Source organism: Mesorhizobium oxytropidicola, from assembly GCF_056174625.1.
This window is the reverse complement of sequence record NZ_CM149692.1, coordinates 6290026-6316510: the sequence shown is the minus strand read 5'-3', so window position 1 is coordinate 6316510 and position 26485 is coordinate 6290026. Positions and strand designations below refer to the sequence as shown.

Below are 26485 nucleotides of genomic sequence, written 5' to 3'. Positions count from 1 at the left end.
ATGCTGAAGCTCGAACATCAAACCCTCAACGACCGCGCCTATGGCGCGCTCAAGCAGGAATTGATTTCAGGCGGCTTCAGCCCAGGCCAGACGCTGGTCATCCGCAAGCTCGCCGAGACCTTCGGGATCTCTACGACGCCGATCCGCGAGGCGCTGCAAAGGCTGGTCGCCGAGCGGCTGCTCGAGATGCAGAACAACCGTTCGATCATCGTGCCCTTGCTGTCGGCCCCGGCCTTTGAGGAACTGACCCATATCCGCATTGCCGTCGAGGGGCTGGCGGGTGAGATGGCCGCCTCGCGGATGAGCGAAAGCGGATTGGTCGAGATCCAGGCGACGCTCGCCGGCATGCAGCGTGCCATCGAGGCCGGCGACGCCAGGGCTTACCTCGCGCTGAACGAGGCGTTTCACTTCGCCATCTACCAGCATGCCGGTGCGCCGATCCTGTTGAACATGATCCGCGATCTCTGGGGTCGGGTTGGGCCTTATCTGAAGCTGCTGATGCAGGCTGACCGTTACATTCCACAGTCGAACGACGCGCATCGCAGGATTGTTGCCGCGTTGGAGCAGCGCAATGGCCCCGAGGTCCGGGTCTCCCTTGAACAGGACATTGCCGTGGCGGCCGCGGTTCTTTCCGAAAATCTGCGCATGACGGCCTGATCCGCGCGACCAGAAGCGATCGTCCCTATCTCGCCTCGTCCAGCCGGTCGCGCAGCATGCTCCAGCCAAGCAGCATGTTGGGCGCGTGCCGCAGCAGCGCATGGAAGGGGATCGGCGCCGGCGGCGCGAACGACAGCGGCAAGTCGCGCGCCTCGATTCCCGCAGCCCAGTCGGCCAGCACCTTGCCCATCGCCGTCGTCATGGCGATGCCGCGCCCGTTGCAGGCGCGGCCGGCGATCAGACCTGGTCCGAGGTCCATGAGATGCGGCAGGAAATCCGGTTCGACCGCGGCCATTCCCGACCAGCCATAGGCCAGCGGCGGCAAATCGGGCAGGTCGAGATGTTGGGCAAGCCGTCGCCAGATTGTGCGCGGCACGCGTGTGTCGGCGCCGGCACTCAGAATATGCATGCCGCCGCTGATCAGCCGGTTGTCGGCATCGAAGCGGAAGGTGAAGAGATTGCGCCTGGTATCACCGGCGCCTTGCCCCCCGGGAAGCAGCCGCGTGCGGATTTCGCGCGGCAGCGGCTCGGTCGCGATCTGAAAAATCTTCAGCGGAAAATAGGTTCGCTGCAGCAGCGGATTGAGCGACCCGCCATAGGCGTTGGTGGCGATCAGAACCTTGCCGGCACGCACCGAACCCGATAGCGTTTTCAGTGACCAGCCATCAGCTGCGCGATCGATCGAGGTGACCGGCGTTCGCTCGAAAATCTTCGCGCCAGCCTTCTCCGCCGCATCGGCCAGTCCGTTCGCGTAGCCGACCGGATTGATCACGCCACCCGAACGGTCCATCCAGCCGCCGGCATAGCCGCGAACGCCCGTCAGCACTTCGACGTCTTGCCGATCCAGCGTGACAGCCGGCCGGCCGCGCCGAGCCCATTGCCCGGCACGCGATTTGACCTTCTCGAAGGCGGCGGGCGAATGCGCCGGCTGGATCCATCCGTTCTGCACCGCGTCGCAGTCGATACCGTGCCGCCTGATCAGGCCGAAGACCAGATCGGCGCTGCCGGCGGCGAAATCGATCAGTCTTTCGCCGCGATCGGGGCCGAGATGCGCAAGAATGCTGTCCGGGTCCATCTTGGCAAAGTTGGGCACGACGAAACCGGCGTTCCTGCCGGTCGCGCCCCTGGCGATGATTTCGGCTTCGAGGACGGCGACCGAGATGCCTTTTTCGGCGGCGTGCAGCGCGGTCGACAGGCCGGAAAATCCACCGCCGACGATGGCCAGATCGACATCCAGCCCGCCTTGCAGCGCCGGCCGTTCCCGGCGATTGCGGCTGACGGCGTGCCAGAGCGAAGCGCCGTGCGTCTCGTCTCGACCCAGGGCATTCATGAACCGGAGCCGCTTTCGCCCGCAGCCACCTTTGCCCGCTTGCCGCGTAGCCGTTGTGGCCTGTCGCCGAACAGCCCGTTCGGCCGGATCAGCAGGATGACGCAGAGCATGACACCGATGGCGACGATCTGCAGCGAGGCCGCGCGCGCCTGCTGCTCGGGCGCAAACAGCACGCTGGTCAGCGTGCCTGACCCTGCCCAGATCCCCCAGACCAGAATGCTGCCGATGACGGCGCCGAGATTGCTCCCCGAGCCACCGACGATCAGCATCACCCAGACCTGGAAGGTCAGGATCGGCAGGTAATTGTCCGGCGCGATGAAGCCGGTGAAATGCGCCTGCAGCGCGCCGGCCAATGCCATGATAGCGCCGCCGACGGCAAAAGCCTGGACGCGGTAGAAGCGCGCGCTCTTGCCAAGCGAAATCGCCGCCCGCTCATCCTCGCGCAAGGCCTTCAGCACACGCCCCCAGGGGCTGCGCGACAGGTGTTCCAAAGCGAGGTAGGCGATCAGCGTCACCGCCGCGACCACGGCAAGGTTCGACAGGTTGAACAGCAGCGGCGTCTCGGCGAGGCTGCCGAACGGGCGCGGTATGAAACCGATGCCGAACGGGCCGCCGGTCAGCTTCTGCGCGTTGAGCGCGACGAGTTGCACGACCACGGCGACGCCGAAGGTGGTGATCGCCAGATAGTCGGACCTGAGCCGCAATGTCGCCATGCCGGTGAGGGCAGCGGCAATGCCGCCGACGACCATGGCGCCGAGCCAGCCGACAAGGATCGGCAGGCCGAAGCCACCGAGCCGCGCGGCATCGTCCGGTGTGGTCAGCAGCGCGGATGTATAGGCGCCGATGGCGACGAAGCCGGCGAGGCCGACATTGAACAGTCCGGTGAGGCCCCACTGCAGATTGAGCCCAAGCGTGACCAGCGAAAAGATCAACGCGGTGGTCAGGAAGAAGGCGCCGTAGCCGAGCAGGTCCATCAGCGTTCCCTCACACCAAACAGGCCGATCGGCCGCACGAACAGCACCGCCATCAGGATGATGAAGGAAACGGCGGCGCGCCATTCGGCGCCGATCAGTTGCACCGCCCCGGCTTCGGCGAGCCCGATGATCATGCCGCCGAGCACCGCACCCGGAATGCTGCCGATGCCGCCGAGGATGGCGGCGGCGAACATCGGCAGCAGCATGTCGAAGCCCATGAACGGGCGGATCTGCACCAGGATGCCGATCATCACGCCGGCGACGCAGGCCAGCGCACCGCCGATGACCCAGGTGACGCGCACCACGGAGGCGACGTCGATGCCGACGATGCGGGCAAGTGCCGCGTTCTGGCTCAGCGCCTGCATGGAACGGCCGGTCTGCGTGCGTGTCATCAACAAATGAACGCCGAGCACCAGCACGGCGGTCAGCAGCAAGAGCGCGATCTGGTCGGGGGTGATGCGGATGCCGAAGCCGACCGGCATGGCGATCTGGATCGCCCGGCTGAAATAGGTCGGCCGCGAGGTGAAGGTGAATTCGAGCAGGCTGCGCAGCGCCATCGAGGCACCAAAACTCGCCATCACCACGATGATGGCTTGCCCCTGCGAGCGAAGCCGCGAAAACAGCACCTTGTCGAGCAGCAGCGCCAGTATAGCGGTGAAGGTCATGCCAATGACCAGTGCGACAAGCAGCGGCCAGCCGAAGGACAAAGGTGCGATCGGCGCCACCTTGCCGAAGGTGGCGCCGATGGCGCTGACGACGGCGAGCGTCGCATAGGTGCCCAGGCCATGAAGTCGCCGTGGGCAAAATTGGAGAAGCGCAGGATCGAATAGGTCAGCGTCACGCCGATGGCACCGAGACCGATCATCGAACCGGTCAGCAATCCGTCGACGATGAATTGCAGGCTCATGCCGCGCCTCCCTTGCTGGCGTGCGAGGGGCGCTGGCCGAGATAGAGTTCCGCGACAACCGGATCGTTCCATAGTTCGGAGGCGACGCCCTCGTGCCGGTCCTTGCCCTCGACCAGCACATAGGCGCGGTCGCCGATGGCCAGTGCCGCCTTGGCGTTCTGTTCGACCAGGAGGATGGTGACGCCGGATTTGCGGATACCGGCCAGCATCTCGAACACCATCGAGACGAATTTCGGCGACAGGCCGGCCGACGGTTCGTCGAGCACCAGCACCTTGGGATGGACGATCAGGGCGCGGGCAACGGCCAGCATCTGTCGCTGCCCTCCCGACAGGTTGCCGGCGGCAGTGCGGCGCTGGCGGACAAGGTCGGGGAAGGCCGCATACATTTCCTCGATACGGCCAGGAATATCGCGCCGTTCGAGAATGCCACAGGCGACTTTGAGATTGTCCTCGACCGACATCAACGGGAAGATGTTTTCTGTCTGCGGCACAAAGGCCAGACCAAGCCGGACCATGGTGTGGGCGGGTGCGGCGGTGATGTCCTTGCCGTCCAGGAACACCGTGCCGCCGGTGATCGGCACGAGACCGGCGATCGCCTTGATGAAGCTCGACTTGCCGGCACCGTTGGGGCCGAGAACGACGATGATCTCGCCCTTGCTGACGGTGATCGAGGCGCCGCGCACGATCGGCACGCCGGGCTCGTAGCCGGCTTCGAGGTCGCGGACGTCGAGGACGGTTTCGCTCATGCGGTGCCTCCGAGATAGGCCTCGATGACGCGCGGGTCGCGCGCGACCTCTTCCGCTGTGCCTTCGCTGAGCAACTGGCCGCTCGCCATGACCAGCACGCGGTGGCAGAGCCGCGTCACCATGTCGATGTTGTGCTCGATCAAAAGGAAGGTGATGCCGCGCGCATTGATGTCACGGACGCGGTCGATGATGACTTCCAGAAGCGTTGCGTTGACGCCGGCTGCCGGCTCGTCGAGCAGGATGATCGCCGGGTCGGCCATCATCACGCGGGCGAGTTCGAGCAGCTTGCGCTGGCCGCCGGACAGCACGCGCGCCGGCTCATGCGCGAGATGGGTGAGGGTGACGAGTTCCAAAAGGTCGAGCGCCTTTGCCCTGGCCGCTTTTTCTTGCGCCGCCACCCGCCACGGCGTGACGAAATTGGCGAGCAGCTTTTCCCCGGCCTGGCCCTGTGCCGCCAGCATGATGTTCTCGACCAGTGTCAGATTGGGCAGCGGGCGCGGGATCTGAAAGGTGCGGCCAAGGCCACGGCCGATGCGCAGATGCGCGGCCTCGCCGGAGACGCGCACGCCGTTGAGCAGGATATCGCCGCTGGTCGGCAATATGCTGCCGGCAAGCAGATCGAACATCGTCGTCTTGCCAGCGCCGTTTGGTCCGATCAGGCCGAGGATTTCTCCCGCTTTGACATCAAACGAAACATCGTTGACGGCGACAAGGCCACCGAACCGCCTGACGACGTTGCTTGCCGTCAGGACCGGTGCCCGGGTCTCCTGCCCTTGGCGCTCCGCTGCCTCGCTCATCAAACCCTCTGGCCGAAGACGATCGTTGTCGCCTCCTGATTTTTGATTTGTGATCACACTTGCTTTGATCACGCTATTCGGCTTTAATTTCATCCGCAAGCGAAAACGGGCCAAGACCGGGAATGCCATGCAAAAGGCTGCCATCGAGCGAAACAACGAAACGATCGCAGCCCAGCTTACGCCGGTCGGCCGCGAGACCGTGCAGGATCGCGTCTATTCCGAGTTGCGCCGGGCTCTGATCGGCGGCCTGTTCGAGCCGAACCAGGTGCTGACCATCCGTGGCCTCGCCGACGCGCTCGTCACCTCGACCATGCCGGTGCGCGAAGCGCTCGGCCGGCTGATCACGGAAAAGGCGCTGGAGGCGCTGCCCAACCGCTCGGTGCGCGTGCCGCCGATCACGCTGGAGCGTATCGACGACCTTCTGCGCGCCCGCTCCCTCATCGAAGGCGAAGCGATTGCGCTTGCCGCCACGCGCATGAGCCCGCGCCAGATCGCTTCGATCGAAGCTATGCTCGGCGAATGGGACGAGATGCGGGCACTGAAGCACAAGAAGGATATCGACCGCGAAGCGACGCTCAACCAGAGCTTCCATTTCGAGATCTACCGCTGCTGCGGCTCGGCTGTGCTGATCCCGATGATCGAAAGCCTGTGGCTGCAATCGGGACCTTGCATACGCGTCGCCATCTACGCCTTTTCCGATGCCGGCGAGGTCGACACCGCGCACTATCACCGCAGCATCGTCGCGGCTCTCGCCAAACAGGATGCGCAAGCGGCGCGCGAGGCACTGGTGGCCGATATCAGCCGGCCCTTTGCTTTCCTGCGCGACAAGCTTCAATCCGCCGCCACGAAAGACCCGACATGACGAAGTCAGCCATCAGCATCACCGAGCCGCGCTCGAAGCTTTCCGTGACGGCGCTGCTGCTGCCCGAAAAGGCGCCGGAAAACGCTGCCTTTCTCCTGGCGTATCTCGCCACGCCGCGCGTCGTCCCGGGCATCCATGCCATGTGGACAGGGCCGGAAATCTCTTGTCCGGTTCCCGCTGCCGATCTCGAGGGCCAGGCCTATGCCAGGCCCTTGCCGGCGGAGAACGCGACGCTGACACCGCAGCCGGGCGACATCGTGCTGTCCTATGTGCCGCCGCGCATGTGGGGCGGCAATCCCAATTCGATCTTCGACATCGGCTTGTACTATGGGCAAGGGGCGCGGCTTCTGTTCCCGATCGGCTGGCTGGCCGGCAGCGTGGTGGCGCAGGTGCGAGCCGATCAGCGCGACCAGTTCGCCGCCGCCTGCGGTATCATCCGGCGCAACGGTGCCTGCGACGTCACCTTCAGCCTGGTGGAGGCCTGACATGGCTGACGACAGTTTCGAACTCTTCGATCTTCGTGTCGAGGCGGTCATCCCCGAGGGCAAACCGATCTATTGCGGCGCCAAATCAGGCGACTATTTCGAGCTCAAGGGCGAGATGCTGTCGATGCCGGCAGGGCAGAGTTTTTCGATCTATTCGCTTGCCTCCGTATTGCCGTTTCTCGCGGCAAAGCAGCGCCCGACCGACCGCAATGACTGGATGACCTCGGACGCCGAGATCGCTTGTCCAGATCCCAATTGCGCCAGCCGGCTGCGGATCGTCAGGCTGGCCAAGCGGCGGTTCAGCCATGCCGAAACCACGGCCGTGCCGCTGCCGAAGGAGAACGACCAGACATGACCGCCAAGACCTTCGAGCTCGGCCCTGGCTACACCATCTCGCGCGTGATCCGCGGCGGCTGGCAACTCGCCGGCGGCCACGGCGCCGTCGAGCGCCAACAGGCTGTGAGCGACCTGATCGCCGCCTTCGATGCCGGCATCTGGACCTATGATTGCGCCGACATCTATACCGGCGTCGAGGAGCTGATTGGTGCCGCGCGCCTGCGGCTGGCCAGCGAGCGTGGCCTCGATGTCGCCGCCAGGATGAAGGTGCATACCAAGCTGGTGCCAGATCTCGAACGGCTGGCCACGATCAGCCGCGACTACATCAGGGGCATTGTCGACCAGTCCCTGCGCAGGCTGAATACCGAGCGTCTCGATCTCGTGCAGTTTCATTGGTGGGACTATGATCAGCCTCGCTATGTCGAGGCGATGGCCTGGCTCAACGAGCTTCGGCTGGAAGGCAAGGTGCGCAATCTCGGCACTACCAATTTCGACACGCCGCGGCTCGCTGAAATCCTCGCCGCCGGCATTCCGCTGGTCAGCCAGCAGCTGCAATATTCGGTGCTCGACCAGCGGCCGGGCAACAGCCTCGCCGCACTCGCCGCGAAAAACGGCGTCAGCTTCCTCTGTTATGGCTCCGTGGCCGGCGGCTTCCTTAGCGACAAATGGCTTGGCGTGGCCGAACCCGCCATGCCGCTCGAAAATCGCTCGCTGGTCAAATACAAGCTGATTATCGATGATTTTGGCGGCTGGGACCTGTTCCAGCAACTGCTTCGGGCGCTGAAAGTGGTCGGCGACCGCCACGGTGTCGACATCGCCACCATAGCCAGCGCCTGGGTGCTGGAACAGCGCCAAGTGGCGGCCGTCATCGTCGGCGCCCGCAACCAGGCGCATGCGCTGGCTAATGCGAAAATCATGGACGTCGCGCTCGACGCCGACGACCGGGCGAAGATCGCGGCCGTGATTTCGCAAAGCCAGGGTCCACTGGGTGACGTCTACACGCTGGAGCGCGACCGCCACGGCCGCCACGGCTCGATCATGCATTACAATCTGAACGCAGGCCGCACATGAGCGCCGTCAACGATACGCTGTTTTCAAAGGCCAGCGCTGAGGTCATCGACCTGCATCGCTTCTTCGTCGACTGGTTCGTCGCCGCGCGTGCCGAGACGGTGCATTTCGACCGCTTCGAGCGCGCCATGGGTGATGGCCTCAGCATGGTCGCGCCGGACGGCAAGGTGCTCGACCGCGCTGCGGTCGTCGACCATGTCCGCTCCAGCCGCGCCACATGCGACGACGGCTTTGCCATCTCGATCGAGGACATCCGGCCCGGCTGGCAAAGCGCCGATACGATCGTCATCTTCTACGTCGAGGCGCAGCTGCGCGCGGGCAAGCACAGCCGCCGCCAATCGAGTGCCGTCTTCACCACCAGTTCATCGGCGCCCAACGGCGTCGAATGGCGACATCTGCATGAAACCTGGCTGCAGGTGCCGGAACGCTGAACACGCTCCAGAGATCAAATTAGAGTCGAGTAACGAAAGGGGAACAACAATGGGAAAGACGATACTCCAACTCACCACCGCGCTTGCTCTCGTGACACTGGCGGGTGCTGCACAGGCCGCCGACTGCAAGATCACCGTCGGCCTCGTCATGGAACTGACCGGCCCGGCCGGTGAGTACGGTCAGGCCGGCGCCAAGTCGGTCGAGATGGCCTTCCGCGACATCAACGCCGCCGGCGGCGTGCGCGGCTGCGATCTGGCGACCGATACGCGCGACAGCCAGAGCCAGGGCAACATCGCGGTCGATGCCGCGACCCAGCTGGTGCAGGTCAAGAAGGTGCCGGTCATCATCGGCGGCATCATCTCTTCGGTGTCGATCCCGATCCTGACTTCGGTGACCGCGCCGGCCAAGATCGTCCAGGTCTCGCCGGCCTCTTCCTCGCCGACGCTGACGGCGCTCGGCCGCGACGGCAAGACCAACGGCATCTTCTTCCGCACCATCACGTCCGATGCGCTGCAAGGCGTCGCTGCCGCCAAATACGCCATCGACAAGGGCTTCAAGAAGCTGTCGATCATCCACGTCAACAACGATTTCGGCGTCAACATGGTGGCCGAATTCTCGCGCGCCTACAAAGCGCTGGGCGGCACCATCGTCTCCGACACGCCCTACAACGAGAAGCAGTCGAGCTATGCCTCGGAGGTGACGGCGGCGATGGCAGGCGAGCCGGACGGGCTCTATCTGGTCAGCACGCCGGTCGATGGCGCGACCGTTGCCCGCACCTGGATTTCGCAAGGCGGCGTGCAGAAATTCCTGCTCAATGACGGCATGAACAGCCCGGATTTCATCGAGTCCGTCGGCGCCGATTATCTCAAGGATGCCTATGGCACCTCGTCCGGCACCAGCCCGACGGCCTCCACCGATTACTTCATGAAGAACTACAAGGAATTCTCCGGCATCGAACCGTCGAATCCTGCAGCCGACCGCTCCTATGATGCCGGCGCCATCGTCGGTCTGGCCATCGCCATTGCCGGCTCCGAGGATCCGGCCAAGATCAAGGACGCGATGTACAAGGCGGTCGACCCGGCCGGCACGCCGATCTTTGCCGGCAAGGAGGAGTTCGCCAAGGCGCTCGGTCTGATCAAGGACGGCAAGCCGATCCGCTACGAAGGCGTCATCGGCCCGGTCGCTTTCGACAAATATGGCGACATCACCGGCCCGTTCCGGCTGTGGAAGATCGTCGACGGCAAGGTGACCACCGACGGTGAAATGACCACCGACGACGTCAACGCGCTGCAGGCCAAGCTGCAGTAGGCCGACGGTGATTCCGGCATCAATCGCGCCTTATCGTGATTGATGCCGGCATCGTTCACGGCAGGTCGATATCGCTTGCACGGCAAGCGATCCCGAATAGGATCGGCTGGCTGCAATTGAAGGATGGCGTACGTGTCGGACAGGAATACTCATCGGGCCGTCCGGTTGGTGGATGCAGACGACGCGCTTCGCCACGCAGGCGCGTGAGCACGATGTCGCCTGAAACGCAACGGCTTCTCTCCGCTCTTGGCGACAGGCTGGGCGCCGGCGGCGTGCTGGCCGGCTCCGATGTCGACCAGCGCTATCGCGACGATCCCGACGGCAAGCTTGGCGCACTGCCCGAAGTGGTGCTGCGCCCGCGCGATACCGTCGGTGTCGCGGCGGCACTCGCAGGATGCAACGCTGTCGGTCAGCCGGTCGTTGTCCAGGGCGGCCGCACCGGGCTGGCCGGCGGCACACGCGTCCAGCCGGGCGAGATCGTGCTGTCGCTGGAGCGCATGACCAGCCTCGCCGCGCCGGACAGTCAAGCCGCCAGCATCGTCGCCGAAGCCGGCGCGACGCTGCAAGCGGTGCAGGAGGCGGCCGATGGCGCCGGACTGATGTTCGGCGTCGATATCGGCGCGCGCGGTTCGGCCACGGTCGGCGGCAACATCGCCACCAATGCCGGCGGCATCCGCGTGCTGCGCTACGGCATGTACCGGGCGCAGGTGCTGGGGCTGGAGGCGGTGCTTGCCGATGGCAGCGTGCTGTCCTCGCTGAAGGGCCTGCCCAAGGACAATTCCGGCTACGACCTCGGCCAGCTGTTCGTCGGCGCGGAAGGCACCCTTGGCGTCGTCACCCGCGCCGCGCTCCGGCTGCACCCGAAGCCGGCTTCCGAGGTGAACGCCTTCTGCGCGCTCGCTTCGCTCGATGCGGCGATCGCCTTGCTCGGGCTGCTCAGGCAAAAGCTGGGCCCGTTGTTATCAGCCTATGAGGTGAATTTCGCACCGCTCTATGACGTCATGGCGGCCAGTATGGCTATGCCGGCACCTTTGCCGGCAGGCTCACCCGTCTATGTGCTGGCCGAGATCCAGGGCAGCGAGCCTGAGCGCGACAGCGAGCGCTTCGCCGAAGTTCTGATGCAGGCGGTCGAGGACGGCGTGGTTGACGATGTCGTCGTCTCGCAATCGCCGCGTGAATTCCGGGCGCTCTGGGATGTCCGGGAAGACGCCAATCGCGTCCTGTTTTCGATGAAAGACCTGATCGGCGTCGACATCAGCATCCCGCTGGCACGGATGGGGGCGTTCCTGGAAGAAGCGGAGACCGCGATCCGCGCCTTTGACCCCGGCGCCGACATCTACGTCTTCGGCCATCTCGGCGATGGCAATCTGCACTACCAGGTGCGCACTGTCGATCCGGCGGCGGCGTACGGCATCGTCTATAGCGGCGTGGCGGCGGCGGGAGGCGGCGTTTCGGCCGAACATGGCATCGGCCTCGACAAGAAGCAGTGGCTGCATCTGGTGCGCAGCGACGCCGAGATCGCCGCGATGCGGCGGCTGAAGACGGCGCTCGACCCGAAGAACATCCTCAATCCGGGGCGCGTCTTCGACCTTGATCCTGTTCGGTAACTCAGCTCCGTTCCGTCGCCATCTGCCTGGGGATCAGGAAACGGGCAGCGAGCACGCAAAGCAGCACGGTGAACATCAGGATCAGCGCCACCAGTGCGTTGATGTCGGGCGAGAAGCCAAGCCGCATCATCGCCCACAGCCGGACCGGCAGCGTGCTTTGCGTGCCGGTGACCAGGATGGTGATCATCGTTTCGTCGAACGACAGCGCGAAGGCCAGGATGGCGCCGCCGACCATGGCGCTCGACAGGTTCGGCAGGATGATGCGCCAGAAGGTCTGCCAGCCGGTGGCGCCGAGATCGTAGGAGGCTTCGACCAGCGTGCGGCTCATCGACTGCAGCCGCATCAGCACGGTGCGATAGACAATCGCCAGAACGAAGACGGTGTGGCCGATGACGACCGTCAGCAGCGAGCGTTCGAGGTGGATTTCGCGGAAGAAGATCAGCAGCGCCAGGCCGCTGATGATCGGCGGCATCAGGAACGGCAGGAAGATGATGAACTGCAGGAAAGAGCGTCCGGATCGGCGGCCGTGATAGTAGAGTGCCAGCAGCGTTCCGCTGACCACCGAGAGCACGACGGTGCAGACGCCGACGATCAGCGTGTTGCGCAAGGCAGCCAGGATGTCGTGGTTTTCGGCCAGCGCCACATAGGTCGAAAGCGTCGGTGACGACCAGTCGACATTGCCATGCGAAATGGTGAAGAACGACGACACGATCGGTACGAACAGCGGGCTGTAGAGCAGCACCGCGACCAGCGTGGTGATCGCGGCCAGGAAGATGGTGGGGGGCCGGGGCAGGGCGCTCATATCGACGTCCCCCGGTTGCGCCCGAAGCGTTCGCCGATGAGGATGGCGCAGATCACCACGATCGCCAGCGCCACTGACAGTGCCGCGCCGAACGGCCAGTTATAGGCCGTGCCGAACTGGCTGTAGAGGATGCGGCCGAAGGTGAAGCCGCTGATCCCGCCGACCATCTGCGGCGTCAGGAAATCGCCGATCGCCAGCACGAAGACGAAGCTTGCCGCCGAGGCGACGCCGGGCAGGCTGAGCGGCAAGGTGATGCGCAGGAATGTCTGCAGGCCGCTCGCGCCAAGATCGTCGGAGGCGCGCAGCAAGGTCTGCGGAATCCGCTCCAGCGACAGGAAGATCGGCAGGATCGCGAAGGGGATCAAAAGCAGGCTCAGCGTCAACAGGATGGCGTTCATGTTGAAGACGAAAAGCGTCGACGGCTGATCCAGGATGCCGAGCGCCACCAGCGCCTTGTTGAGGAAGCCGTTGAGGCCGAGGATGCTGCGGATGGCGTAGATCTTGATGACGTAGCTCATCAAGAGCGGCACCAGAAGCAGCATCAGCAAGGCGTAGCGCCACCGCCCCTTGAGCGTCGTCAGGAAATAGGCGGCGGGATAGGCGAGCAGGATGCAGATCACGGCCACCGACACGCACAGCACGATGGTGTTCCAGAACACCGGTAGGAAGATCGGGTCGGTGAAGAACCTGAAGTAGTTGCCGAGCGTCGGCGCGTAGATGATCGTGCCCTGGTCGACGCTGAAGAAACTGTAGACCAGGAAGATAGCCAGCGGCACCAGGACGAAGATCACCGGCAAGGCGAAGGCCAGCGCCGTCACCAGCAGCGACAAGCGTCTTTCCGCGGAAGATGTCGAGCCGGCCTTGCTCATGCCAGCACCAGATGGCCTTCATGCGGCGCGAAGCAAAGCGAGATCGCCTCGCCTGACCTGAGCGCGCTGCCGTCGATCCGGCTCGGCATGCGCAGCCGCAGGCGTTGCGCCGCGGTGTCAGCCCCCGCCGTGATGGTGGCGACTGTGGACGAGCCGGCGAAGGCCAGGTCGGCGATGGTGCCGGAAAAGCGGTTGTCGCCGTCCGTTGCATCCGCGAGACGCAAGGCCTCGGGCCGGAACGCCGCGAAGGCGTTCGCGCCGTCTGGCGCGGCCTTCAGATGCGGCTGGTCGCTGATCGAGCAGATCAGCCGCCCCAGCGCGGTCTCGATCGGCCGCTGCTCGCCCTGGGCAGGCCCGAGTTTTCCAGCCACCAGATTGTTCTCGCCGAAGAAGCGCGCCACGAACTCGCAATTCGGCTTGTAATAGAGGTCGTGCGGCGTGCCGAGCTGGCGGATATGGCCGGCCTGCATCACACAGATCCGGTCGGCCATGCCGATCGCCTCCTCCTGGTCGTGGGTGACGAACAGGAAGGTGGTCTTGATCTCGCGCTGTATAGATTTTAGGAATTCCTGCATCTGCCGGCGCAGCTCCAGATCGAGCGCGGCAAGTGGCTCGTCGAGCAGGATCAGGCGCGGCTGGCAGATCAGCGCGCGGGCAAGCGCGACGCGCTGGCGCTGACCGCCGGAAAGCTGCGCCGGAAAACGGTCGGCAAAGCGCCCGAGCTGCACCAGTTCCAGCGCTTCTGCGACGCGGCGCGCGATCTCCTTGCGCTGGATATGGCGCACCGAAAGCCCATAGCCGACATTGCCGGAAACGGTCATGTGCGGGAACAGCGCATAGTCCTGGAAAACGGTGTTGAACGGCCGCTTGTTGATCGGCATGCGGCTGATGTCCTGGCCGTCCAGCCGGATCTCACCCGCGGTCAACGGTTCCAGCCCGCCGATCAGCCGCAGCACCGTGGTCTTGCCCGAACCCGACGGTCCAAGCACGGTCAGGAACTCACCGTCCCGGATCGACAGGTCGATGTCGTGCAGCACGGGGACCGTGCCGTAGGATTTCGAGACGGACCGCAGCGTCAGCAGGTCGGTGTTCGGGCTCATAAACTATTCTCGCATACGCTGCGGCGGTCCGGAACGTCCGGACCGCCGGGTCCTTCGAAGTCAGGTGCGGAAAGGATCAGGGCGTCGCCTTGATCTCGTTCCACAGGTCAGAGCGCTTGAGCGGGTCCTCGACATTGTTGAGCCAGACCAGCTTGTCATTGCCGCCGGCGCTGCCCGACTCGACCACGGTGTTGCCGAAGCCGGTGCGCTCGGAAAGCGCGCCGCTGACCTTCTTGGTCAGCATGAAGTCGATCCATTTTTCGGCCGCCGCATTGTCGCGGACGCCCTTGGAAATCACCCAATTGTCGAGCCAGGCCAGCGCGCCTTCGCTCGGATTGACATAGGCGACATGCGCGCCGATCTTCTGCAGCGCTTTGACCTGCTGCTGGCCGTAATTGGCCCAGATCAGGGCAACGTCATTGTTCTGGTAGATCTGCTGTGCCTCGTCGGCCGTGGTGTAGAAGCTCAGCACATTGCGCTTGAGCTCGACCAGCTTGGCCTTGACCGCCGCCATCTGCTCCGCGTCGAGGTTGAACGGATCCTTGTAGCCGAGCGTCAGGGCGGTGAAGGAGAAATTGTGCTCGCCATTGTCATAAGCCAGGATCTTGCCCTTGTAGGCCGGATCCCAGAGCACCGACATCGAGGTCGGCGCCGGCTTGACCTTGTCGGTGTCGTAGATCAGCCCGATGGAATCGAAGCAGAACGGAATGCCGTAGACCTTGCCGTCCTTGGTGTCGCCGCTGACCTGCGACAGATCGCGGAAGCGCGGCAGCACGTCCTTCTGGTTGGGCAGCTTGGTGATGTCGATGGGCGACACCAGGTCGGCCTTGATGTAGCGCTGCAGCTGGGCGGTGTTGACGGCGAAGACATCGAAATCCTGGCCTTCGCTGCCCTTGATCTTGGCCCAGATCTCGTCGTCGCTGCCGATGAAAACGACATCGACGCCGATGCCGGTGGCGGCGGTGAAATCCTTCACCCAGTCCGGGTCGGCATAGCCGTCCCAGGCCAGCACGCGCAGGTTCGCGGCCAGCGCCGCCGAGGTCATCAGGCCGATGCCGAGCCCGATTGTCGCCAGTCTTAGAAACGCTTTCTTCAGTCCCATTTTCAATCTCCCATTGTCGTTCTGGTGGACCGTGAATTCCGGACCTTTGCCATCACAGCGGGGTGACGGTGACCAGTCCCTCGTCCGGCACCGACACCATCCGGTTGCGCAGTGGCTTGCCGAATGTCTGTGCCTGGATTTCATACTCATCGCCGGAGGCCGTCTTGACGCCGGAGGCGTAGCTCATCACCGCCGCACCGAAGAAATAGGCATGCAGGTCGCCGGCTCTGCGGTGCATCGGATAGCGGAAATGGAAGTGCTCGAGATTGGCGATCGAGTGCGACATGTGCGCCTCGCCCGACAGGAATTCCTGCTCCCAGATGACGGTGCCGTCGCGCAGGATGCGGGAATGGCCGCGCACTTCGTCCGGCAAATCGCCGATCAGCAGTTCGGGGCCGATCGAGCAGGAGCGAAGCTTGGAATGCGCGAGGTAGAGGTAGTTCTCGCCCTCCGTCACGTGGTCGGAATATTCGTTTCCGAGCGCATAGCCGATGCGGTAGGGATGGCCGTCCGGCCCATTGAGATAAAGCCCGACGATCTCGGCTTCCTCTGCCCCGGCTTTCGCGAATGCCGGCATCGGCAGCTCAGCACCGGGCGGCACGACGCAGGTGCCGACGCCCTTGAAAAACCACTCCGGCTGGACGCCGATCTTGCCAGCGCCAGGCTTGCCGCCTTCCAGCCCCATGCGGAAGATTTTCAGGGAATCGGATTCGTCGGCACCTTCGCCATGGGTCAGAACATGCATCTGGTTGCGTGCGGCGGCACTTCCGGTGTGGGTCAGGCCGGTTCCGGTGACCAGGAAGCGCGCCGGCTCCGGATGGTCGACCGGGGCCAGCACGCGGCCATCGCGCAAAAGCTCGTTATAGTCGACTGTCGCGGTGCCCGTCCGCTTGTCGACCAGCGCGGCGATCGACGCGCCCTCGGCGATCGCCGTCTCGGCGAGTTGAAGCACGGTGCTTGTGTTTTCGAGCGGATGCAGGTGATTGCCGTCATCGGAGACGCGGCCGACCCGCCTGCTGCCATCCGGCATTCTGTACTGAACAAGACGCATGAAATACCCTTCTTCCCTTGGAACCGTGCGGGTTACACCCAGCCCGCATCGACAATGAACTGCTGGCTCGTGCACATCCGGCTGTCATCGGCGGCGAGGAACAGCGCCATGCGCGCGATGTCGGAGGGCTGCAGCCGGTCGGGCAGGCACTGCCGTTCCGCGATCTGGCGCTCGCCGGCCGGGTTCAGCCACAGCCGCATCTGGCGCTCGGTCATCACCCAACCTGGCACCATGCAGTTGACGCGGATGCGCTCGGGGCCGAGTTCGCGGGCCAGCGCCCGCGTCATGCCGTAGACGGCGGCTTTCGCGGTAACATAGGCCGGGCAATCGGGATCGCCGACCATCCAGGTGATCGAGCCGAAATTGATGATCGAGCCGCCGCCTTGCGCGCTCATCTGCGGGCGTACCGCCTGCGCCGCGAAGAATTGGTGGCGCAGATTGACCGCCATGCGGTCGTCCCAGTAGGCCACCGTCACGTCCTTGGTCTGATGGCGGTCGTCATTGCCGGCATTGTTGCACAGCGCCTGGATGGGGCCGTTGTGCTGCGCTGCTTGCGCGGTAGCCGCCTGTAGCTGCTCGACATCGCGCAGGTCGCAAGGAATGAAGAGCGGCGCGTTATGTCCTTCGGCAGTGATTGCATCGACGAGCAGCCGGGATGGTTCCTCGGCCAGATCGACGAAGGCGACGCGGCTGCCTTGCGCGCAGAAATGCCGCACCAGGCTTTCGCCGATGCCGCTGCCGCCGCCGGTGATGAAGACGCTGCGGCCCTTGAGGCTCGGGTAGGTCGCGTAGCTGCCGATCTGATCCGTCATTGCGCGCCTCTCCTAGTGGGAATGCCGGGGGATGCCGGCATCGCGCCGGCCGACGAGGAAATCGAAATCGCAGCCTTTGTCGGCCTGCAGCACGCGCTCGACATAGAGGCTCTGGTAGCCGCCTTCCGGCGGCGCCGGCGGCTGCCAGTCGCGGCGGCGGATTGCCAGTTCCTCGTCCGACACCAGCAGTTCCAGCCGGCGGCCGGCGACATCGAGCTCGATGAGATCGCCGTCGCGCACCAGCGCCAGCGCACCGCCTGCCGCGGCCTCAGGCGCCACATGCAGCACCACGGTGCCATAGGCCGTGCCGCTCATGCGCGCGTCCGAGATGCGCACCATGTCGGAGACGCCTTGCTTGAGCAGCTTGGCCGGCAGCGGCATGTTGCCGACCTCGGCCATGCCGGGATAGCCGCGCGGTCCGCAATTCTTCAGCACCATCACCGAGGAGGCGTCGATATCCAGCTCCGGATCGTCGATGCGGGCGTAGTAGTGCTCGATGTTCTCGAAGACGACGGCCTTGCCGCGATGCTGCATCAGTTCGGGCGTCGCTGCCGACGGCTTGATGACGGCGCCATTGGGCGCCAGATTGCCGCGCAGGATCGAGATGCCGCCTTGCTCGGTCAGCGGCTCGCTCAGCGGCCGGATGACTTCGCGGTTATAGTTGGGCGCGCCGTCGATCAACTCCCCGATCGTCTTGTCGCTGACGGTCATGACGTCGCGATGAAGAAGCCCCACTTCATCAAGCGACGCCATGACCGCAGCCAGCCCCCCGGCATAGTAGAAATCTTCCATCAGGAACCGGCCCGACGGCATCAGGTCGACAATGGTTGGAACGTCGCGGCCAAGGCGGTCCCAGTCCTCGAGGCTGAGATCGACGCCGACCCGGTTGGCGATGGCAATCAGATGCAGCACCGCATTGGTCGAGCCGCCGATCGCGCCGTTGACGCGGATGGCGTTCTCGAACGCTTGCCTTGTGAGAATGTCCGAAATGTTCACGTCCCTGCGCACCAATTCGACGATCTGGCGTCCGGCCATCTGGGCGAGCACGCCACGGCGCGAATCCACCGCCGGGATCGCGGCATTGTCCGGCATGCCGATGCCGAGCGCCTCCACCATGCTGGCCATGGTCGAGGCCGTGCCCATCGTCATGCAACTGCCGGCCGACCGGCTCTGGCCCTGTTCTGCGGCAAGGAAGTCGGCGACCGGCATGCGACCAGCCTTCACCTCTTCGGCGAACTTCCAGACATGGGTGCCGGAACCGATATCTTGCCCGCGGAACTTGCCGTTCAGCATCGGTCCGCCGGAGACAGTGATGGTCGGCAAATTGCACGAGGCAGCCCCCATCAGCAGCGCCGGCGTGGTCTTGTCGCAGCCGACCAGCAGGATGACGCCATCGATCGGATTGCCGCGGATCGATTCCTCGACATCCATGCTGACCAAATTGCGAAACAACATAGCTGTCGGGCGCATGTTGCTCTCGCCCAAAGACATCACCGGGAACTCCAGCGGCAGGCCGCCGGCCTCGTAGACGCCGCGCTTGACGTGATCGGCCAAGGCGCGGAGATGCGCATTGCACGGAGTCAGTTCCGACCAGGTGTTGCAGATGCCGATCACCGGGCGACCGTCGAAAGCGTCGGCGGGGATGCCCTGATTCTTCATCCAGCTGCGGTGCATGAAGGCGTTCTTGCCTTCACCGCCGAACCAGGCTTCGGACCGCAGTTTGCGTCTGGTTTCGGTCACGATGTCTGTTCCCGATCCTGGCGGCGCTTGTTGCGGTTCTCTACGCTGCGGCGCACGTCGTCCTCGGCATTGTCGATGAGCACCAGCAGCGCCTTCTGCGCGCCAGCGGCGTCGCCGGCGGCGATCTTCTCGGCCACCTCGCGGTGCAGTGGCAAGGAGTGGCGCTGGCCTTCCGGATTGTCGTTGGAGAGGCGAAAGCTCATCACCAGCGCGGTTTCGACCAATGCCGCCAGCGAGCCGATCAGCTCGTTGCCGGTCATGCGCAGGATGGTCTGGTGGAACACCAGATCGGGCTTGGCGAAGCGGTCGCCGTCATCGCTCACCGCCTCCATTTCGGCCAGTGCCGCATGGATCTCGGCGATCTGTGCAGGCGTGGCGCGCTGGGCGGCAAGTGCTGCCGACATAGGCTCGATGGCACGCCGCAGTTCGAACAGCGCGCGGACATCATCGGCGCTGACGCCGCGGGCGTAGCGCCAGGACAGCACGTCCGGATCGAGGAAATTCCAGTCGGCGCGTGGACGCACGCGTGTGCCGGTCTTCGGCCGCGATTCGACCAGCCCCTTGCCGGCCAGCACCTTGATCGCCTCGCGCAGCACTGTGCGGCTGACGCCCAGCATCTCGCTGGAATCGTCGGCATTGGGCAGCGCCTCGCCGGGCAGGAAGTCGCCCTGCACGATGCGCAAGCCGATCTGCTCGACGACCGTTGCGTGCAACGCGGTGGAGCCACTGGAAACGGCCACGGCAACCCGTGACGTGCGCGCCGTGCTGAAAGATTTCTTATTCTTCATACTATTCATATGATATGTCTTATAGCCGTGGCGATTGGAGTCAAGGGACAGGGAAGTGCCAACGACAAAGAATTCCGCAGCTGTTGCCGCGCAGCACACGCAACTGGTCTCGATCAGCGACGGCATCGCGACGGTCGACATTGCGCCGGCCGCCGGCGGAGCGCTGGCGTCGTATCGCTGGTGGCACAATGGCTCTGCCGTGGATTGGCTGCGCCCGGCGGATCCGGCGGCGGTCAGCCGTCGCGATGCCGGCGCCATGGCCTGCTTCCCGCTGGTTCCCTATTCCAATCGCATAAGGGGCGGTCGCTTCGAGTTCGCTGGGCGCACCATCCAGCTCCCGACGACTGCCGACGATCCGCATCATGAGCATGGTCATGGCTGGCGTCGGCCTTGGACGGTTGCCAGGCATGAAACCAGCACGATCGTCCTGCGCTATCGCCACACCGCCGATTCCTGGCCATGGAGCTACGAGGCCGAGCAAGAGATCACGCTGGCCGACGGCAGGCTTTGCATCACCATAACAGTGCGCAACCTGTCGGACGCGCCGATGCCGGCTGGCTTCGGCCTCCATCCCTATTTCCCGTCGACGCCATGGACGCATGTACAGGCGCCGGTATCCGGCATGTGGGAAACCGATACGGAGGTCCTGCCCACCTGGCATGTCCTGCCACCTGTAGGCGCCGATCCGTCCATCGGCTTTGACGTATCGGAAGTGGATTTCGACACGGTTTTCACCGGATGGGCGCGCCGCGCCAGGATCACTTGGCCCGAACACGGGCGGCAGCTGGACATCGAGGCCGAGGCGCCGCTCGATTTCCTCGTCCTCTACACGCCGCCAGGCGAGCCGTTCTTTTGCGCCGAGCCGGTCAGCAACATCACGGATGCCTTCAACCGCACGAGCGGCCGCATCGACACCGGTTGCATCGTACTGGCGCCCGGTCTGATGCGATCCGCCAGTGTTCGCTTCACGCCGTCACTGGCTGTTTGATCCCGAAGCTGGCCGGGTCAGAACGGATAATGCTGGCCCGGATCCTCGATCGTCACCCAGCGCAGGTCGGTGAATTCGGCAATCGAGGCCTTGCCGCCGAAGCGGCCATAGCCCGAGCCCTTGACGCCGCCGAACGGCATTTGCGCCTCGTCGCCGACGGTCGGGCCGTTGATGTGGCAGATGCCGGCCTCGATGCGCGCGGCGACCGCCATGGCGCGCTTGATGTCGCGGCTGAACACCGCCGACGACAGACCATATTCCGTATCGTTGGCGACGCGTATGGCTTCGTCCTCGCCCTTCACCCGGATTACCGGCTTGACCGGCCCAAAGATTCTTCCGAATAGACGCGCATGGCCGGTGTCACATGGTCGAGCAGCGTTGCCTCGACAACGGTGCCAGTGCGCTTGCCCCCAGCGACCAGCTTGGCGCCTTTGGCGACAGCGTCGGCGACGAGTTCCTCCATCTTGTCGGCGGCCTGGCTGCTGATCAGCGAGCCCAGCACGACATGGCCGCGCGGATCGCCGGCCGGCAGCTGCGAGGCACGGGCCGCGAGCTTTGTTACGAATTCATCGGCGACCTTGTCGTCGACTATCAGCCGCTCGGTCGACATGCAGATCTGTCCCTGATGCATGAAGGCGCCGAAGGTGGCGGCATTCACTGCCGCATCGATGTCGGCATCGTCCAGCACCAGCAGCGGCGCCTTGCCACCGAGTTCAAGCAGCGCTGGCTTCAGATGCCGCCCTGCGAGTTCGGCGATGATGCGGCCGACCTTGGTCGAACCGGTGAAGTTGACGCGCTTGACCGCAGGGTGGGCTACCAGCGCCTCGACAATCCCGGCGGCATCCTTGGGGTCGTTGGTGACGACATTGATGACGCCCTTGGGCAGGCCGGCCTCCACCAGCACCTGGCCGATCAGCCGATGCGTGCCCGGGCACATTTCCGAAGCCTTCAGCACCACGGTGTTGCCGCAGGCGATCGGCATGGCGATGGCGCGGGTGCCGAGAATGACCGGCGCGTTCCACGGCGCGATGCCGAGGCACACGCCGGCCGGCTGGCGGATCGCCATGGCCAGTGTCCCCGGCTTGTCCGAGGGAATGATTTCCCCCGAGATCTGCGTCGTCATCGCCGCCGCCTCGCGCAGCATGTTGGCCGCCAGCATGACGTTGAAGCCGGCCCAGGGGCCAGTGGCTCCAGTCTCTTCCATCATCAATTTGGTGAACTCGCCGACCTTGGAGGCCATGACGTCAGCCGCCTTGGACAGTAAGGCGCGGCGCTCGCCAGGCCCGGTCTTCGACCAGGTCGTGAAGGCGGCTGCGGCGGCTTCGACGGCGGCGTTGGCGTCGGCGACGCTGGCCGCCGCGGCGCGCGTCGCCAGCTTGCCGGTGAACGGGTCCATGCGCTCATAGGCGGCTGCACCGGACGCATCCCTTTTATCGCCGTCGATCAGAAGTCCGATATCCATGATTGTCTCCCTCGCTCCATCAGGAGCGCCTCATTGAATTAGAAGCCGAGCACTTCGGCGTTTATCGATGCTTCGAGGCCGCCGTCGACCGGCACATTCGCGCCATTGACCCAGCGCGCGCCGTCCGAACACAGGAACAGCACGACCGGAGCGATATCGCCGAGGTGCCGGCACGTCCTACCCTGGCAATGTCGCTGTCGACCCGGGCGTCACCCAGCACGGTACGGAACTGTTTCAGGATCGGCGTCTCGACCGGGCCGGGGCTCACTGCGTTGACGCGGATGCCACGGCGCTTGAACAGATCCTGATGCGCTGCGCGGAAGGTCCACAACAGCAGCAGCTCCTTGGAGACGGGATAGCCTTCCTCGTTCTTGACCGCGTGGTCGGCGACCACCTCAGCGACATCCGGGAAACCCTCGATGCCGACCATCGACGCGGCGCGGTTGAGATTGGCGCGCCAGCCATAGCCGGCGATCGAGGCGACATTGACGATGGCGCCGCCTTCGCGAAGTCTTGGCGCGAGGCTTTCCGAGAGCGCTCTGAGGCCAAAGAAATTGACGGCCAGCGTGGGCACCGCGCCGGTGTTGCCGGAAAGGCCGGCGACATTGCAGAGCGCGTCGATTCGCTGCGGCAGGCGCGCGATGAGGTTATCGACGCCGACCTTCGACGAGATGTCGGCCTTGACGAAGCTGCCCACCGCAGCAGCCGGCTCACGCACATCGACGCCGATCACCTCGGCGCCAAGCTGGCCGGCGAGTTCCGCCGTGCGCGCGCCGATACCTGAGGCGACACCGGTGATGAGGATCGTCTTGCCGAAAAGCATGGTCATGCCTTCTCCTGATCAAGTGTGGCTTGTTGCGGCGAGGGCGTCGCTTCGCCATCGACAGAGGATGCCGGAAGCCTGACGCGGTAGCCGACCGGCAGCAGGCGCAAGCCGAAACGCTCCTCGATCGTTCCCCACAGGCCGCGCGGCAGGAACAGCGAGAACAGCACGGCGGTGGCGCCGAGGCCGACCAGGTACCAGACACCGGTGCCGCCGAACCACGTCTCGATGAGGAAGAACACCAGCGCGCCGAGAATGGCGCCCTCAAACGTACCGATGCCGCCGACCAGCACCATGAAGATCATGTAGGCGGTCCACTGAACGTTGAAGTAGGTTTTCGGCTGGAAGGTGATGGAGGTCGCCAGCCACAGCGCGCCGGCAATGCCGATGCCGAAGGCGGCAAGCACGAACAGCAGCCGCTTGGTGCCGGTGACGCGCACGCCGACCGAGGCGGCTGCGTCCTCATTGTCGCGTATGGCGCGGATGGCAGCACCGGTGCTGCCGCGCAGCAGGCCGAACAGGATGGCGAGCAGGGCGGTCATCGAGGCCAGCGCCAGCCAGTAGATAACAGCCCGCCTGGTGCCGGCATCGTAGACGTTGAGCGAGATCAGCGACGTGCCGGTTTCGCCTTGCACCAGCCGGTCGAGATTGACCAGGAGATGCGTCAGCGCCGCGATCACCCACATGCCGATGGCGAACTCGCCGTTCCTCAGCCGCAGCATGAACAGCGACAGTGGCCAGGAGACCAAGCCGACAATGACAGCCGAAACAAAAAGCGAGGCGAAGGGGTTGAGCCCGGCATCGGCCAGCCGGATGGCGAAATAGGCGCCGAGCCCGAAGAACACCTGCTGGCCGACCGAGACCAGCCCGCCGAAGCCGGCAAGAGCGTTCCACATCGCCGCCAGGATCACATAGATGAACAGCGCGGTCATGCGGTCGACGGCGCCAGCCGAGAGGAATTGCGGCGCAATGGCAAGCAGCGCGATGATGACAGCAACAGCCACCGCCGCGATCCGCGATGTCGCCGTACCGCGCTCGATGACCGGTGAGGACGAAACGGTGCTCATGACGCGCTCCGCGAAGGCAGACGCAACAGGCCGCGCAGCCCGAGGCCGGATGTCGACAACCGCACGAACAGCACGACGAGGAACACCGCATGGCCGCCAATCAGAAATCCCTGCGGATGCACCTGCGCGCCAAGCGTCTGCGCAAGCGCCAGCACGATGCCGCCGATCAGCGTTCCCCACAGTGAGCCGGCGCCACCGATCACCGCCGCCTCGAAAGCAAACAGCAATTGCGGCGCGCCGGCATAGGGGTCGAAGGTGGCGCGCATGCCGAGGAAGGCGCCGGAAAGGCCAACCGTGACCATGGCAATGGCCGCCGCAATGGCATTGGCGCGGCGTGCATCGACGCCGACCAAGCCGGCCGTATCAGGGTCTTCCGAAGTGGCGCGGATCGCGCGGCCAAGCCTGGTGCGGGTCAGGAAAAGCTGCAGCCCGCCCAGCAGGATCACGGCGGTGGCAAACATGATCACGGCAAGCTTGCCGACATAGATGCTGCCTGGCCACTCCCAGGAATCATAGGACAGGCTGCCGATATAAGGCGCCAGCGAGCGCGTATCGGCGCCAAACTGCTCGAACAGCATGTTGTCGATGACGATCGCCAGGCCGAACGTGGTCAGGATCGGCAGCAGCGCCCCACCGCGCGCGCTGCGCTCGAGCAGGAAGCGCTGCAACGCCCAGCCGATCGCCGCCATCAAAGGCAACACGATGAGCAGGCCAACAAAGGGCGAGATATGGAACCGCGAGGCCAGCCACCACAGCGCAAAGGCGGCGAACACGGCGAGGCTGCCATGGGCGAGGTTGATGATGCGCATCACCGAGAACATGAAGGACAGGCCGCAGGCGATCAGCGCATAGTAGCCGCCGAGAAGAATGCCCTGGATGATCTGGTTGCTCATGCCGGAACGCTCCCGGGGCTTTTCCGGTGCAGGCCGAAATAGGCCTTTGTCACATCATCGCGCGACACCGCCTTGCTCGGCCCTTCGAGCGCGACACGCCCTTCGAGCATGCAGATGACCCTGTCGGAGACCGACAGCGCGCGATTGAGATCCTGTTCGACCAGGATGATGGTCGTGCCGGAAGCGATTAGCCCCTGAAGGGCCGCATAGACACGGTCGACGATCAGTGGCGACAGGCCGAGTGAAACCTCGTCGAGCAAAAGCACGTCCGGATTGCTCATCAGCGCCCGGCCGATCGCCGTCGCCTGCTGCTCGCCGCCTGAGAGATGGCCCGTCTTGGCGTGGCGGCGCGGTTTCAGATTGGGGAACATCTCGAGCACCTTGTCGACGCTCCAGTCGCCCGGTCGGCCGGAGGTCCTGCCGAGCAGAAGGTTTTCCTCGACCGTCATCTGCACGAACAGCTTTCGCCCTTCCGGCACCAGCGCGATGCCCATGCCGACGCGCCTGTGTGATGGCACGCTGGTCAGATCGGCGCTGTCGAGCAGCACGCGCCCGGCTGCCGGTTGATGCGCGCCGGCGATTGCCCTGAGCAGCGTCGTCTTGCCGGCGCCATTTGCGCCGACCAGCGCCAATGTCTCGCCGCGCTCGACAGAGAAGCTCATGCCCCGCACCGCCTGCAGCAGGCCATGGCGGACAACCAGGTCCTCGACCGACAGCAGGCTCATTTCGGGCCTCCGCCGAGATAGGCGCGCACCACCTCCGGATCGGCCATCACGGCTTGCGGCTCGCCGTCGGCGATGATTTTCCGCATCCATGCAGATCAGCCGCTCGGCCACCTGCAGCAGGATGTGGACGATGTGCTCGATCCAGACGATTCCGATCTTGCGCCGGCGCAATTCCTTGATCGTGTCGACAAGTTCGCCGGCTTCGCCATCGGTCAGCCCGCCGCCGATCTCGTCCAGCAATAGCAGCGTCGGTCTTGCCGCCAGCGCGCGTGCCAGTTCCAGTCGCTTGCGGTCGAGCAAGCCGAGCGTCTCGGCGCGGCGGTTGGCAACACCCAGCATGCCGCATAGTTTCAGCGAGCCGAGCGCCTCCTCATAGGCCTCGTCGCGGCCAAGCCCTGCGCCATGCGAGGCGGCGACGAAGACATTCTCGAAAGTGGTCATGCCGCTGAATGGTTTTGGCACCTGATGCGTGCGCACCAGGCCGAGCCGGCAGCGCTGCGTCGCCGGCAGCGCCGTCACGTCGCCGCCCTTGAAGCTGACCGTGCCCGCGCTTGGCGGAAAGGCGCCTGAAAGCACGCTGAGCAGCGTCGTCTTGCCGGCGCCGTTCGGACCGACAATGCCGACCGCCTCGTCGGCTGCCATGGTGAAGTCGACCGCATCCAGCACCACAAGCGCGCCGAAGCGCTTGTGGATGCCGGCGGCGGTGAGAACAGCCTGTTGTTGCGGATGGGTCACCAGGCGATCCTCGTCAGCG

Annotated in this window: 24 protein-coding genes and 4 pseudogenes; 9 read left to right on the top strand and 19 right to left on the bottom strand. The window is 64.8% G+C overall.

Annotated features, from left to right (window positions below; translation table 11 throughout):
- Positions 1–657, top strand: a complete 657-nt coding sequence (locus tag AC0V8S_RS31685) for a GntR family transcriptional regulator (RefSeq protein ID WP_475435449.1) — start codon at positions 1–3, stop codon at positions 655–657.
- 25 nt (positions 658–682) lie between these two features.
- Here AC0V8S_RS31685 and AC0V8S_RS31680 read toward each other — a convergent pair whose 3' ends face one another.
- The 5 genes and pseudogenes from AC0V8S_RS31680 to AC0V8S_RS31660 all read right to left on the bottom strand — a co-directional run bounded on the left by AC0V8S_RS31680 (position 683) and on the right by AC0V8S_RS31660 (position 5411).
- Complete coding sequence (locus tag AC0V8S_RS31680; protein WP_475435447.1) at positions 683–1987, bottom strand: NAD(P)/FAD-dependent oxidoreductase; 1305 nt, start codon at positions 1985–1987, stop codon at positions 683–685.
- Positions 1984–2964, bottom strand: coding sequence for a branched-chain amino acid ABC transporter permease (locus AC0V8S_RS31675; protein WP_475438731.1), 981 nt, complete (start codon positions 2962–2964; stop codon positions 1984–1986). Before AC0V8S_RS31675 ends, AC0V8S_RS31680 begins: the two co-directional genes overlap by 4 nt.
- A pseudogene (locus AC0V8S_RS31670) lies at positions 2961–3868 on the bottom strand (branched-chain amino acid ABC transporter permease). The gene AC0V8S_RS31675 and the pseudogene AC0V8S_RS31670 overlap by 4 nt, the downstream one beginning before the upstream one ends.
- On the bottom strand, positions 3865–4614 hold the full coding sequence (locus AC0V8S_RS31665) for a branched-chain amino acid ABC transporter ATP-binding protein (protein ID WP_475435446.1): 750 nt from the start codon (positions 4612–4614) through the stop codon (positions 3865–3867). Before AC0V8S_RS31665 ends, AC0V8S_RS31670 begins: the two are co-directional and overlap by 4 nt.
- The gene (locus AC0V8S_RS31660; RefSeq protein WP_475435444.1) at positions 4611–5411 is read right to left on the bottom strand and encodes an ABC transporter ATP-binding protein; all 801 of its coding nucleotides are present in this window, start codon (positions 5409–5411) and stop codon (positions 4611–4613) included. The genes AC0V8S_RS31665 and AC0V8S_RS31660 overlap by 4 nt, the downstream gene beginning before the upstream one ends.
- A gap of 127 nt (positions 5412–5538) precedes the next feature.
- On the opposite strand from AC0V8S_RS31660, the gene AC0V8S_RS31655 reads away from it, so the two are divergent.
- The 7 genes from AC0V8S_RS31655 (at position 5539) to AC0V8S_RS31625 (ending at position 11509) form a co-directional block, all read left to right on the top strand.
- The gene (locus AC0V8S_RS31655) at positions 5539–6273 is read left to right on the top strand and encodes a GntR family transcriptional regulator (RefSeq protein WP_475435443.1); all 735 of its coding nucleotides are present in this window, start codon (positions 5539–5541) and stop codon (positions 6271–6273) included.
- Entirely contained in the window at positions 6270–6758 is a 489-nt protein-coding gene (locus AC0V8S_RS31650; RefSeq protein ID WP_475435442.1) for a DUF3830 family protein, read from the top strand. Before AC0V8S_RS31655 ends, AC0V8S_RS31650 begins: the two co-directional genes overlap by 4 nt.
- Before the next feature lies 1 nt (position 6759).
- Positions 6760–7113: a TIGR04076 family protein gene (locus AC0V8S_RS31645; RefSeq protein WP_475435440.1), complete on the top strand. Its 354-nt coding sequence runs from the start codon at positions 6760–6762 to the stop codon at positions 7111–7113.
- Complete coding sequence (locus AC0V8S_RS31640) at positions 7110–8165, top strand: aldo/keto reductase (protein ID WP_475435438.1); 1056 nt, start codon at positions 7110–7112, stop codon at positions 8163–8165. The genes AC0V8S_RS31645 and AC0V8S_RS31640 overlap by 4 nt, the downstream gene beginning before the upstream one ends.
- The gene (locus AC0V8S_RS31635; RefSeq protein WP_475435436.1) at positions 8162–8593 is read left to right on the top strand and encodes a hypothetical protein; all 432 of its coding nucleotides are present in this window, start codon (positions 8162–8164) and stop codon (positions 8591–8593) included. The genes AC0V8S_RS31640 and AC0V8S_RS31635 overlap by 4 nt, the downstream gene beginning before the upstream one ends.
- Positions 8594–8642: 49 nt before the next feature.
- Positions 8643–9902 carry an ABC transporter substrate-binding protein gene (locus AC0V8S_RS31630; RefSeq protein ID WP_475435434.1) on the top strand — a complete coding sequence of 420 codons (1260 nt, stop codon included), beginning with the start codon at positions 8643–8645 and terminating at the stop codon, positions 9900–9902.
- 212 nt (positions 9903–10114) lie between these two features.
- Positions 10115–11509, top strand: coding sequence for an FAD-binding oxidoreductase (locus AC0V8S_RS31625; protein WP_475435432.1), 1395 nt, complete (start codon positions 10115–10117; stop codon positions 11507–11509).
- Position 11510: 1 nt separating this feature from the next.
- On the opposite strand, the gene AC0V8S_RS31620 is transcribed toward AC0V8S_RS31625, so the two are convergent.
- The 8 genes from AC0V8S_RS31620 to AC0V8S_RS31585 form a co-directional block, all read right to left on the bottom strand.
- A complete protein-coding gene (locus tag AC0V8S_RS31620; protein WP_475435431.1) occupies positions 11511–12311 on the bottom strand; it encodes an ABC transporter permease in 801 nt (266 codons plus the stop codon).
- Complete coding sequence (locus AC0V8S_RS31615; RefSeq protein ID WP_475435430.1) at positions 12308–13180, bottom strand: ABC transporter permease; 873 nt, start codon at positions 13178–13180, stop codon at positions 12308–12310. The genes AC0V8S_RS31620 and AC0V8S_RS31615 overlap by 4 nt, the downstream gene beginning before the upstream one ends.
- Complete coding sequence (locus tag AC0V8S_RS31610) at positions 13177–14280, bottom strand: ABC transporter ATP-binding protein (RefSeq protein ID WP_475435428.1); 1104 nt, start codon at positions 14278–14280, stop codon at positions 13177–13179. Before AC0V8S_RS31610 ends, AC0V8S_RS31615 begins: the two co-directional genes overlap by 4 nt.
- A gap of 76 nt (positions 14281–14356) precedes the next feature.
- Positions 14357–15382: an ABC transporter substrate-binding protein gene (locus tag AC0V8S_RS31605; RefSeq protein ID WP_475435427.1), complete on the bottom strand. Its 1026-nt coding sequence runs from the start codon at positions 15380–15382 to the stop codon at positions 14357–14359.
- A gap of 52 nt (positions 15383–15434) precedes the next feature.
- Entirely contained in the window at positions 15435–16433 is a 999-nt protein-coding gene (gene araD1, locus AC0V8S_RS31600; protein ID WP_475435425.1) for an AraD1 family protein, read from the bottom strand.
- Positions 16434–16465: 32 nt separating this feature from the next.
- On the bottom strand, positions 16466–17245 hold the full coding sequence (locus AC0V8S_RS31595; RefSeq protein WP_475435424.1) for an SDR family NAD(P)-dependent oxidoreductase: 780 nt from the start codon (positions 17243–17245) through the stop codon (positions 16466–16468).
- Between the two features lie 12 nt (positions 17246–17257).
- The gene (locus AC0V8S_RS31590) at positions 17258–18919 is read right to left on the bottom strand and encodes an IlvD/Edd family dehydratase (RefSeq protein ID WP_475438730.1); all 1662 of its coding nucleotides are present in this window, start codon (positions 18917–18919) and stop codon (positions 17258–17260) included.
- Between the two features lie 62 nt (positions 18920–18981).
- Positions 18982–19773 (bottom strand): FadR/GntR family transcriptional regulator, encoded by a 792-nt coding sequence (locus AC0V8S_RS31585; protein ID WP_475435423.1) that lies wholly within the window; start codon positions 19771–19773, stop codon positions 18982–18984.
- A 55-nt stretch (positions 19774–19828) separates the two neighbouring features.
- On the opposite strand from AC0V8S_RS31585, the gene AC0V8S_RS31580 reads away from it, so the two are divergent.
- A complete protein-coding gene (locus AC0V8S_RS31580; protein WP_475435421.1) occupies positions 19829–20761 on the top strand; it encodes an aldose 1-epimerase in 933 nt (310 codons plus the stop codon).
- Positions 20762–20778: 17 nt separating this feature from the next.
- Here the strand turns inward: AC0V8S_RS31580 and AC0V8S_RS31575 are convergent.
- The 6 genes and pseudogenes from AC0V8S_RS31575 to AC0V8S_RS31550 all read right to left on the bottom strand — a co-directional run bounded on the left by AC0V8S_RS31575 (position 20779) and on the right by AC0V8S_RS31550 (position 26373).
- Positions 20779–22223, bottom strand: a pseudogene (locus AC0V8S_RS31575) (aldehyde dehydrogenase).
- 38 nt (positions 22224–22261) lie between these two features.
- Positions 22262–23046: pseudogene (locus AC0V8S_RS31570) on the bottom strand (coniferyl-alcohol dehydrogenase).
- Between the two features lie 2 nt (positions 23047–23048).
- A complete protein-coding gene (locus tag AC0V8S_RS31565; RefSeq protein WP_475435419.1) occupies positions 23049–24113 on the bottom strand; it encodes a branched-chain amino acid ABC transporter permease in 1065 nt (354 codons plus the stop codon).
- A complete protein-coding gene (locus AC0V8S_RS31560; RefSeq protein WP_475435417.1) occupies positions 24110–25006 on the bottom strand; it encodes a branched-chain amino acid ABC transporter permease in 897 nt (298 codons plus the stop codon). The genes AC0V8S_RS31565 and AC0V8S_RS31560 overlap by 4 nt, the downstream gene beginning before the upstream one ends.
- The gene (locus AC0V8S_RS31555; RefSeq protein ID WP_475435415.1) at positions 25003–25731 is read right to left on the bottom strand and encodes an ABC transporter ATP-binding protein; all 729 of its coding nucleotides are present in this window, start codon (positions 25729–25731) and stop codon (positions 25003–25005) included. Before AC0V8S_RS31555 ends, AC0V8S_RS31560 begins: the two co-directional genes overlap by 4 nt.
- Positions 25728–26373, bottom strand: a pseudogene (locus tag AC0V8S_RS31550) (ABC transporter ATP-binding protein). The gene AC0V8S_RS31555 and the pseudogene AC0V8S_RS31550 overlap by 4 nt, the downstream one beginning before the upstream one ends.
- Positions 26374–26485 lie beyond the last annotated feature (112 nt).